Source organism: Deinococcus planocerae, from assembly GCF_002869765.1.
GTDB classification, from domain to species: domain Bacteria; phylum Deinococcota; class Deinococci; order Deinococcales; family Deinococcaceae; genus Deinococcus; species Deinococcus planocerae.
The window spans coordinates 1-9,722 of sequence record NZ_PNOR01000066.1 but is presented as its reverse complement, the minus strand read 5'-3'; the positions used below and the strand labels follow the sequence as shown (position 1 = coordinate 9,722).

Annotated in this window: 7 protein-coding genes, 1 tRNA gene and 1 pseudogene; 3 read left to right on the top strand and 6 right to left on the bottom strand. The window is 71.0% G+C overall.

The features are described from left to right. Positions 1 to 474: pseudogene (locus A7B18_RS20475) on the top strand (serine/threonine protein kinase); the annotation flags it as partial. Positions 475 to 723: 249 nt separating this feature from the next. Here A7B18_RS20475 and A7B18_RS20470 read toward each other — a convergent pair. From A7B18_RS20470 to A7B18_RS20455, 4 genes are all read right to left on the bottom strand, one after another. Continuing rightward, the gene (locus tag A7B18_RS20470) at positions 724 to 2,178 is read right to left on the bottom strand and encodes an aldehyde dehydrogenase family protein (protein ID WP_102128522.1); all 1,455 of its coding nucleotides are present in this window, start codon (positions 2,176 to 2,178) and stop codon (positions 724 to 726) included. Between the two features lie 28 nt (positions 2,179 to 2,206). Beyond that, positions 2,207 to 4,351, bottom strand: a complete 2,145-nt coding sequence (locus A7B18_RS20465) for an FAD-dependent oxidoreductase (RefSeq protein ID WP_102128521.1) — start codon at positions 4,349 to 4,351, stop codon at positions 2,207 to 2,209. Between the two features lie 163 nt (positions 4,352 to 4,514). Continuing rightward, entirely contained in the window at positions 4,515 to 5,285 is a 771-nt protein-coding gene (locus A7B18_RS20460; protein WP_102128520.1) for an MmyB family transcriptional regulator, read from the bottom strand. Between the two features lie 97 nt (positions 5,286 to 5,382). After that, positions 5,383 to 5,458 (bottom strand) — tRNA-Ala (locus tag A7B18_RS20455). Positions 5,459 to 5,577: 119 nt separating this feature from the next. Between A7B18_RS20455 and guaB the strand changes: the two genes are divergently transcribed. Further along, the gene (guaB, locus tag A7B18_RS20450) at positions 5,578 to 7,101 is read left to right on the top strand and encodes an IMP dehydrogenase (protein ID WP_102128519.1); all 1,524 of its coding nucleotides are present in this window, start codon (positions 5,578 to 5,580) and stop codon (positions 7,099 to 7,101) included. A gap of 23 nt (positions 7,102 to 7,124) precedes the next feature. On the opposite strand, the gene A7B18_RS20445 is transcribed toward guaB, so the two are convergent. After that, positions 7,125 to 7,910, bottom strand: coding sequence for a hypothetical protein (locus A7B18_RS20445; RefSeq protein WP_102128518.1), 786 nt, complete (start codon positions 7,908 to 7,910; stop codon positions 7,125 to 7,127). Between the two features lie 220 nt (positions 7,911 to 8,130). On the opposite strand from A7B18_RS20445, the gene trhA reads away from it, so the two are divergent. Next, on the top strand, positions 8,131 to 8,772 hold the full coding sequence (gene trhA, locus A7B18_RS20440) for a PAQR family membrane homeostasis protein TrhA (protein ID WP_102128517.1): 642 nt from the start codon (positions 8,131 to 8,133) through the stop codon (positions 8,770 to 8,772). A gap of 59 nt (positions 8,773 to 8,831) precedes the next feature. On the opposite strand, the gene A7B18_RS20435 is transcribed toward trhA, so the two are convergent. Continuing rightward, complete coding sequence (locus A7B18_RS20435) at positions 8,832 to 9,443, bottom strand: site-2 protease family protein (RefSeq protein WP_102128516.1); 612 nt, start codon at positions 9,441 to 9,443, stop codon at positions 8,832 to 8,834. Between the last annotated feature and the right edge of the window lie 279 nt (positions 9,444 to 9,722).

Sequence of the window (9,722 nt, the reverse complement as noted above, 5' to 3'; positions counted from 1 at the left end):
CCCGCGCGTCCGGCCACGCCCGCCCCGGTGGCGCCGCGGCCCCCGCAGCCCGCCCCCGTGACCCCGGCCCCGATCCCCACCCTCACGCCCGAGCAGTACGCGCAGGCGGCGGGGCGCAGCGCCCGCACCCTCGACGGTCAGGTGTACCTGCCGCTGCGCGAGCTGACGGGCGCGCTGGGCACGCCGATCCGGCTCCTCACCCCGCGCACCGCCACGTTGACGCTGCCCGCCGGAAACGGTGTCCAGGCCGCGCTCTCGGGCGTGCCCGTACCCGTGCGTTACGTGGACCGGGCGCCCTTCGTGCCGCTCGCCGCGCTGGCGGAGCTGCCCGGCGTCAAGCTCGCCGCCCGCCGCGCCGCCGGGGTGAGCGTCACCCTCGCGGGCCGCACCGTCACCCTACCCCTGAGCGTGCCCGCCCTGACCCCCCTGCGCGGCCAGCCGGAGTACCCGGCGCTGATCCGCCGCGGCGGCTGAGGGGTGCAGGGGCCGCGTTCCTGACCTGGACGCGGCCTCTCGCTCACGGGCACGGAGAAACTCGGTTCTGGACAAGAAAAAGACCCGCCGTGAGGGGCGGGCTCTTCCTTTTGGTGGGGGCGCGGTGGGTTGGGCGCCTCACTTGGGGAGGTCGGACGAAAGAGTGGTGTCATGCCGAGTGGAGCGAAGCGTCTCTTGGGCGACGGAGGGGACCCTTCGCTCCGCTCAGGGTGACAAGTCCTTCCCTTCCTAGAACTGCATCGCCTTGACTTCCAGGTACTCCTCGAAGCCGAAGTGGCCGAACTCCCGCCCGTTGCCCGACTGCTTGTAGCCGCCGAAGGGGGCCACCGGGTTGAAGGTGCCGCCGTTGATGGCGACCTGCCCGGTGCGGAGCCGGCGCGCGACCCGCTTCGCCCGTTCGGGGTCGCCCGACCACACGCCGCCCGAGAGGCCGTAGATGGTGTGGTTGGCGATGCGGATGGCGTCCTCCTCGTCGTCGTAGGGCTGGATGACGAGCACCGGGCCGAAGATTTCCTCCTGGGCAATCGTCATCTCGGGCGTGACCTCCGAGAAGATCGTGGGGCGCACGTAGTAGCCCCGGCCCAGCCCCTCCGGGGGTTCGGCGCCGCCCGCGATGAGCTTGGCCCCCTCCGCGAGGCCCTGGGTGATGTAGCCCCGCACCCGGTCGCGCTGCGTCTCCGAGACGAGCGGCCCCAGCGTGGTCGCCGGGTGGAAGGGGTCGCCCACCACGACCTGCGAGGCGACCGCCGCCGCGATGGCCTCGACCTCGGGCAGGCGGGCGCGCGGCACGAGCATCCGGGTCAGGGCCGAGCAGGTCTGCCCCGAGTTGATGTAGCAGGCGCCGATGCCGCTGATCACGGCGGCCTGGAGGTCCGCGTCGTCGAGGACCACGTAGGGGCTCTTGCCGCCGAGCTCCAGCGCGACCCGCTTGATCGTTCCCGCCGCGAGTTCGCTCACCCGCCGCCCCGCCCGGGTGGAGCCCGTGAAGGACACCATGTCCACGTCGGGGTGCGAGGCCAGCACCTCGCCCACCACCGGCCCCGTCCCGGTCACGAGGTTGAACACGCCCGCGGGCAGCCCCGCCGCCTCGATGATCTCGGCGAGGAGGAAAGCGTTGAGCGGCGCGACCTCGCTGGGCTTGAGCACGACCGTGCACCCGGTCGCCAGGGCCGGGGCGACCTTGGCCGCGATCTGGTGCAGCGGGTAATTCCAGGGGGTGATCGCCGCCACCACGCCCACCGGCTCCCGCACGATCAGGGAATTGCCCACCTGCTCCTCGAAGGAGTGGGACCGCAACTGCTCGGCCATCGACGTGAAGGTGATCGCCGGGAGGCCGACCTGGATCACGTTCGCGTGGAGGTAGGGCATCCCCACCTCCTGCGCGATGAGGGCGGCGATCTGCGGCTGCCGGGCGGTCAGCCCCTCGCTGATGCGGTCGAGGCAGGCGGCGCGTTCCTCCGGCGTGGTCTGCGACCAGGCGGGGAAGGCGGCGCGGGCCGCGGCAATCGCCCGCTCGGCGTCCTCGGGGGTGCCTTCGGGGACCGAGCCCATCACCTCCTCGGTGGCGGAGTTGATCACCTCGAAGCGTCCGGTGCTCGCCGGGGCAATCCACTCCCCCCCGATGTAGAGCCTGTCGTAGACGTAAGATGCCGCGCTGGGCCTTTGCTGGGGTTCCACGGTCATGGACGGACCTCCTGGGTGGTGAGTGGGGTTACAGGGGCGTCACGCCGCTGGGCTGCTCGGTGAGGGGCTGGAGGTCGTCGCTCAGGCTGCCGGTGGGGTCCACGGCCACGGGCGCCAACCCCACGGCGGGCTGCGGACCCTGGGCCGCGGCGGGCGACGGGGCGGACGGGCCGGGGTGGGAGGAGGCGGGCGTCCCAACCTCCGCACGCGTTCCCCCCCGCAGCGCCTCCAGCACATGCTCCGCGGTGCGGTGGGCGAGGGCCATGCACGACACCATCGGGTTCACGCCGCTCGCGGTCGGGAAGGCGCTGGTGTCCCCGATCCAGACGCCGGGCACGTCGTGGAGCTGGCCGCGCACGTCCGCCACGCTGGTCTCCGGGTCGCGGCCCATCCGTGCCGAGCCCATCTGGTGCGCGCTGAAGACGGTCTGGCCGCCCGCCCCCAGCGGGGCCGCGTTGAGCCGTTCGATAAACGCCTCCAGATCGTCCCCGCGCCGCCAGGGGGCCACCCCCGGCACGAGGCCGTGGATCTCCTCGGCCCCCGCCGCCTCGTGCAGCCGGGCGCACTCGGCGATCCCCGCGCGGAAGTGGCGGGCGTCGAGGTCGTCGGTCAGGGCGTAGGTGTGCACGGCGTTCCCCGCCTCGTCGAGCGAGACCCGGCCCGACCCGCGGTCCTGGGTGATCGTGACGAAAAAGGCCATGTGGGGCAGCTTGCTCATCAGCGCCTTGTGGGCCTCGCCGCCGAGCCACGGCAGCCCCGAGGCGAGGAGCGCCGTGCCGTACTGGATGCCCTCGATGATGAAGCCGTGGCCGTCCTCACGCGCGGCGAACTGCTTGAGGATGCCGCTCTGGGGCGGCCCCCACCACGCCCGCTGGTCCTCCGGGTACACCCCGGCGACCAGACCCGCCGGGTGCAGGTGCAGGTGCCCCCCGACCGCCGGACCGCCGATCCCCGAGCGCAGCAGCAGGGCGGGCGTCTCCAGCGCCCCGCAGGCCACGACGACCTGGGGTGAGCGCACGGTCACCCGCCGCGCCTCCCCGTTCACGGTCGCCGTCGCCTCCACCCCGGCGGCGCGGCCCCCCTCCACCAGGAGGCGCGTCGCCCGGGTGCCCACGAGGACCCGCGCCCCGTGGTCGAAGGCGTCTTGCAGGAAGGTCTTCAGGGTCCCCTGCTTGGCCCCGGTCTGGTCCCCGAAGGCACCGTACCCGGCCCGGTCAGGATCGTAACGGGCGGGATCGAGGTTCAGCCCGGCCTTGACGTAGGTGTAGCCGAGCCGCTCGGCGCCCTCGCGCAGGCGCTGGTGCGGCCCGTTGTCGTCGCTGCACGCCTCGTTGACCCCCATGCGGGCGAGCACGGCGTCGATGTGCCGGTCATAGCCGGGCTCCGCCACGTCCGTCAGGCCGTGCTCCTCGGCCCAGCGCCGCCGCACGTCGTCCCGCGGGCGCACCGAGTTCGACCAGTTGACGGTCGTGCCGCCCCCCAGGTTGGCCCCCGCGACGAGCGTGACGTTCCCGTCGGCGGTGGGGTGGTAGCCGCCCCGGTAGTAGAGGGTCTGGTAGGCCGCCAGCTCCAGCGCGTGGAAGTCGGCCTCGTTGAAGTACCCCCCGGCCTCCAGCACGACGACGCGTTTCCCCGCCTGCGCCAGCGAGGCCGCGATCACGCCGCCCCCCGAGCCCGAGCCGACGACCACGGCGTCCGCCTCCAGCACCTCGCCGCCTTCCGGCGTGAGGGGCGCGATGGTCTTGGGGACCTGCGGGGCGGGGGCGGGCGGACCTGGGTAGCGCAGGTGCGGCCACAGGGGGTTTTGCCCGCGCGCGTCCGTCAGCCCGTAGGTGAACAGCAGCGTGAGCTGGCGCAGCGCCCCGACGCCCCCGGCGGCCTCCGGGGAGATCGCCGCGACCGTGCGGAGCATCGTCTCGCGCACCGCCTGCGTCTGGTGGGCGAAGCTCAGCAGCGAGAGCGTGTCGAGCAGGCTCAGGAGCCCGGCGCGCGTCTCCGGCGGCACCTGGGTCTCCAGGTACAGGCCCACGGCCTGGTCGGCGCCGAGGTCGGACGCCTTCAGCGCCCAGAAGCCCGTCCCCTCGTCCCGGTGGGGCAGGGAGGGCACGATGGTATCGACGAGGGCCGTCAGGGTCCGGCGTTGGAGGTCACTCGGGGCGGATGGGCTGGACATGCTTCCTCCTGGCGGGGCGGGGGCCTGGGGGCAACGGCTTCGTGCCCACAGGCCGGGCGGACGTGGGGCCAGCCGATCTGGTCCCGGGGCAAAGAAAGAGGGTGCCCCCAGGGTAGGGGTCCCGCCCGCAAAGCGCGAGGTAACTGGTGACCACCCCGGGGCGTTACCGGGCGCTCCCGATGAAGCGCTCGCCCGCCTCGTCGCCCGGCAGGAAGACGATGCCCCAGAGTTCGGGCGTGTTCACGAACTGCATCCGCACCACGTTGAGGTGGAAGGTGCCGTAGGGGGAAAGCGCGAACGCCACCGGCATGACGGGCGTGGCGTCCGCCGCCGGGTCCACGTGCCGCCACAGCCGCACGAAGTCGGGCAGGAGCCCGAGGCGGGCCAGGAGCGCGTGGTAGGCCTCGTCCCGCCGCGCGTGGAGGCTGTCGCGCTTGAACTGCGCGAGCATGTGCCGCGCCCACGGCTCCCACACCGGGAAATGCCCGCGGTAGCCCACGTCGAACACCAGTTCGAGCAGCGACAGGCCCGGCGGCACCCCGCGCCCCAGCGCCGCGAACATCCCCAGGGCGGCCCCGTTCGCGTGCCGCACGGTCCAGGTGCTGTCGTGCAGCACGCTGGGCGAGGGGATGGTGTCCACCACCCCGACGGCGAGCCGGAACACGTCGGCCCCCGCCCCATCTGGCGTGGCCTCGCTCTCCGGGTGCCCGGCGACCGCCAGAAAGGCCCGGCGCTCCTCCCCGGAGAGCCCCAGCGCGTGCGCGAGGCGCAGGGCCAGCTCGCGCGAGGGCCGCGTCCGCTCCCCCCCTTCGAGCAGCGTGACGTAGGGGCGGGTGCAGCGAGCCCGCACGGCGAGCTGCCCCTGGCTGTAGCCGCGCTCCCGGCGGAGGCGGACGAGCAGCCGGGCGAACTCGGTGGTGTCGGGCTGGGTCATGCGTGGTTCGGGGCTCCTCCGTACCCTACCGCCTGCGCCCGCCGCGCGGGAGTCCCCGAACGCCAAAAAAAGAGGCCCGCCAGTGACGGGCTTACCTTGGTGGAGTCGAGGGGGATCGAACCCCTGACCTCGTCATTGCGAACGACGCGCTCTCCCAGCTGAGCTACGACCCCGTTAATTTGCGCCCCGAGCGGGCGAGGGAGAATCTAGCACGGGCCTTTCCACCCTGCAAGGGGGCCGGTGTGGACGCCCCCACCCCGCGCCGGGGGAGGGGAGGGGTACACTCGCCCCCATGACGAGCCCGACCCCCGAGGCCACGCCCCCCGTTTTGATCGGCCAGCCCGGCGCGCAGGAAGGCCGCTTCGCCTACAAGTTCGGCCAGGAGGGCATCACCTTCGACGACGTGCTGCTGCTCCCCCGCCACTCGACGGTCCTGCCCCACGAGGTCAACGTGGAGGCGCAGCTCACCCGCCGGGTGCGGCTGAACATCCCCTTCGTGTCGGCGGCGATGGACACGGTGACCGAAACCGCGATGGCCGTGGCGATGGCGCGCGAGGGCGGCATCGGCGTGATTCACAAGAACATGCCCGTGGACGCCCAGGCCGAGATGGTCCGCAAGGTCAAGCGGTCGGAAAGCGGCATGATCGTCGACCCCATCACCCTGCCCCCCACCGCCACCGTCGGGGACGCCGAGCGACTGATGGGCGAGTACCGGATCAGCGGCGTGCCGATCACCGATCCCGCGGGCAGGCTCCTCGGCATCATCACCAACCGTGACCTGCGCTTCCTCGACGACCCCTCCACGCCGATTGAGGACGTGATGACGCGCGAGAACCTCGTCACCGTGCCCGTCGGCACCACGCTGGAGGAGGCGCAGGACATCTTCAAGCGCCACCGCATCGAGAAGCTGCTCGTGACCGACGAGGTGGGGACGCTGCGCGGCCTGATCACCATCAAGGACCTCACCAAGCGGGTGAAGTACCCGAGGGCCGCCAAAGACAGCCTGGGTCGTCTGCGGGTGGCTGCCGCCATCGGTGTGGGGGCCGACCTGATGGACCGCGCCGGGGCCCTCGTCGCCGCCGGGGCCGACGTGCTCGTGCTCGACAGCGCTCATGGGCACAGCCAGGGCATCCTGAACGCGCTGACCCGGGTGAAGGATCATTTCGATGTGGACGTAATTGCGGGAAACATCGCCACGCGTGCGGGAGCCCAAGACCTGATTTATGCCGGTGCAGACGCAATAAAATGTGGCATAGGCCCAGGTTCGATCTGTACTACACGTATTGTGACCGGCGTCGGCGTCCCCCAGATCACCGCCATCTTCGAGGCCTCCGAGGTCGCGCTGGAGGCGGGTGTCCCCGTCATCGCCGACGGCGGGATCAAGCAGACGGGCGACGTGCCCAAGGCCATCGCCGCCGGGGCGAGTGCGGTGATGATGGGCTCCATGCTCGCGGGCACGGACGAAGCCCCCGGCGAGGACATCCTGCGCGACGGGCGGCGCTACAAGAGCTACCGGGGCATGGGCTCCCTGGGCGCGATGGATCAGGGCTCCAGCGACCGTTACTTCCAGTCGGGCAGACGCAAGTTCGTCCCCGAGGGGATCGAGGGCATCATCGCCTACCGGGGCAGGGCGGGCGAGGTGCTCTACCAGTTCGTCGGCGGCCTGCGGAGCAGCATGGGCTACTGCGGCGCCCCCGACCTGGAGACCCTGCGCGTCGCGGCCCAGTTCGTCCGCATCACGGGCGCCAGCCTGATCGAGAGCCACCCGCACGGGGTCACGATCACCAAGGAGGCGCCGAACTACGGGGGGAAGTGAGGGGGGAGCCAGTCCCCTGGCCTCTACTCCTCATCCCAGTACGTGATGTCCCTGGTGTTGATGTCCCCCAGCGGGACTTCCGACAAGATTTCTGTTTTTCGCCAAGTCCAGTTTCCCCGCCGGTCGTACGTGTAATGCTGGCGGAGGTCTGCCAATGAACCGTCGAAGCTGAGGCTGTTCCCGTGGGCGTCGAATCGCAAGAAGCCATCGTTGCGATACGCGGGACGACCGCCGAGTGACGCATTCCACTGTTTTAAGAACGCCCACCGTCCTGGAAACCAGGAGAAGGTAGCTCGGCTGATGACCGTTTCACCCCGCCGCGTGACCTGCTCCAGGGTTCGGCCCCGGCGGTCACACTTGGTCTCTGTTACTTCGCTGAACGAATCGTTTTTCCTTGAAAGGTGGTGCAGCGATTTGACCTGACATGGCCCTTCGAAGGTGCTCACCGTCTCGCTTCGGTCCTCCGCCGAGCGAGAAGACTCGCGCACCTCTTCGCGCCCGGGTGAGCCGCTCACCACGTAGCGCCTCTCCGTTCGGGTGGTCGTCGTCTTTCCCTTCCGGTCCCGGTACGTGTGCATCAGCACGACCCGCGCCGTCGCTCCATCTCTTGACACCTCCGTCACCATCTGGGTCCGCCCGTCTCCGAAAAGGGCTGAGCCGTCCACTGGGGTCTCAGTCTCAACCATCCTCCGCACGGGGCCGCGGAATCCAAGCAGGCGTCCCAGGGCAGAGCGGTCCTGCTCGGTGGCAGTCACGGAGCGGTCGGCCAGCAGGAAGCCCAGCGAGACCAACAGCACGGTTCCGACCATGCCCGCCGCCCTTCGGAGCATCAATAGTGCGCCTGCAACGCTGCACTTGCGAGCAAAGCGGCGATCAAGGGTCCTGGCATGGTGGGTACGGTACCCACAGGATCCTGACGGGACTGCTACAAGGTTGGTTGTTCAACTGCCGCCAAGACCAAAGACCGTCTCCCCCTGAATCCCGTCCCAACTCCACGCCCCTTCCCCTCCCACCCCCTACGCTGGGAGCGTGAAGCGACTCCTCACCGCTCCCCGCGAGCCCGTCAACGCCCTCACCCACTGGGGCGGGGCGGTCGCGGCATTGACCGTGTTGGGGCCGCTGCTGTGGTGGGCGCAGGCGCGCGGCCTGGCTGTTTGGCCCTTCGTCGTCTTCGGGCTGAGCATGGTGGGGCTCTACGCCGCTTCCGCCAGTTACCACTCCTTCCGGCCCGGCGAGCGGGGGCTCCTGTGGTTGCGCAAGCTCGACCACGCGGGCATCTTTCTCCTGATCGCGGGGAGCTACACCCCGGTCGTCTACTACGGCCTGGAGGGCGTGTGGCGGGGCGGGGTGCTCGGCGTGATCTGGGGTATCGCCGTCACGGGCATCGTCCTCAAGCTCGTCACCATGCGTTTGCCGCGCTGGGTGAGCACAGTGCTCTACCTGGGGATGGGCTGGATCGCCCTCGGGCTGCTGCCGCAGCTCGCGCGCAACCTGCCGCCCGCCGCGCTCGTCTGGCTGGCGGTGGGGGGGGTGCTCTACTCCATCGGGGCCGTGATCTACGGGACACGGCGCTGGAATCCCCGTCCGGGTTTCGGGTTCCACGAGATCTGGCACCTGTTCGTGCTGGGCGGCACGGGGGCACACGTGGTGATGATGTTCCACCTGCGGTGAGGGGCGGGAAAAGAAGCGCCCCCGGTTCTACGCCGGGGGTTGTGCGTCGTCCTGAGGCCTCAGCGCAGCCCGACGATGCCGAAAACCCACCCCTGCACCGAGCGGATGATGCTTCCAATCGGCCCCTGCGCGATAAAGATGAAGAGCATCACGATCACGAAGCTGAAGGGCTGGGCCTCGAACTGGGCGAGGCTGCGGCCCAGCGAGGGAATGAGCGCCCCGATGATGCGGCTGCCGTCGAGCAGCGGGATGGGAATCAGGTTGAAGACGGCGAGCACGATGTTCACGCTCAGGACGGTCGAGAGCACCGCGACGGTGAACTGGCTGGGCGGCAAGAAGCGCAGGAGCAGGCCCATCAGGAGGGCGATCAGGAGATTGCTGATGGGCCCCGCCGCCGACACCCACAGGGTGCCCCAGCGTCCCAGGTTGCGCGGGTTGATGGGCACCGGCTTGGCGAAGCCGAAGCCCGCGATCAACAGGAGCAGGGTGCCGAAGGGGTCGAGGTGCTTGCCGGGGTTGAGGGTCACGCGCCCGAAGCGCCGGGGCGTGGGGTCGCCGAGACGGTCGGCGGTGTAGGCGTGGGCGAACTCGTGGACGGTCAGGGACAGCACGAGCGCCGCCGCGACGATGACGAACGCGACCGGGCTCGTGGTCAGGAGGCTGAGCAGCATATGGAGGGCATTGTACGGGCGCACGCCGCCGGGCGCGGGATGACCCCTCACCGAGGGGGGAGGAGGGGGGAGTCACCCTGCCTCGCCGGGCTGCGAGGCCGAGCCGAGCGCAGGGGACCCTGCAAGGCAAAGGAGCTGCTCGGCTGGGCACGGCACCGTGGTCATGTCGAGTGCCCCAGGTAGTCGGCGAGGGCGGCCCGCTCCTCGTCCCGGGACCGCACCCGCCCGGCCCGGCGCAGGGCGGCGAGGTGCGCGAGGGCCGCCCCCACCGCCGGGCCG

Coding starts and splice junctions, on each gene's coding strand:
- A7B18_RS20465 (WP_102128521.1), bottom strand. CDS start 4,351: ATGTCCAGCCCATCCGCCCCGAGTGACCTCCAACGCCGGACCCTGACG.
- A7B18_RS20435 (WP_102128516.1), bottom strand. CDS start 9,443: ATGCTGCTCAGCCTCCTGACCACGAGCCCGGTCGCGTTCGTCATCGTC.
- A7B18_RS20445 (WP_102128518.1), bottom strand. CDS start 7,910: ATGGTCGGAACCGTGCTGTTGGTCTCGCTGGGCTTCCTGCTGGCCGAC.
- A7B18_RS20470 (WP_102128522.1), bottom strand. CDS start 2,178: ATGACCGTGGAACCCCAGCAAAGGCCCAGCGCGGCATCTTACGTCTAC.
- guaB (WP_102128519.1), top strand. CDS start 5,578: ATGACGAGCCCGACCCCCGAGGCCACGCCCCCCGTTTTGATCGGCCAG.
- A7B18_RS20460 (WP_102128520.1), bottom strand. CDS start 5,285: ATGACCCAGCCCGACACCACCGAGTTCGCCCGGCTGCTCGTCCGCCTC.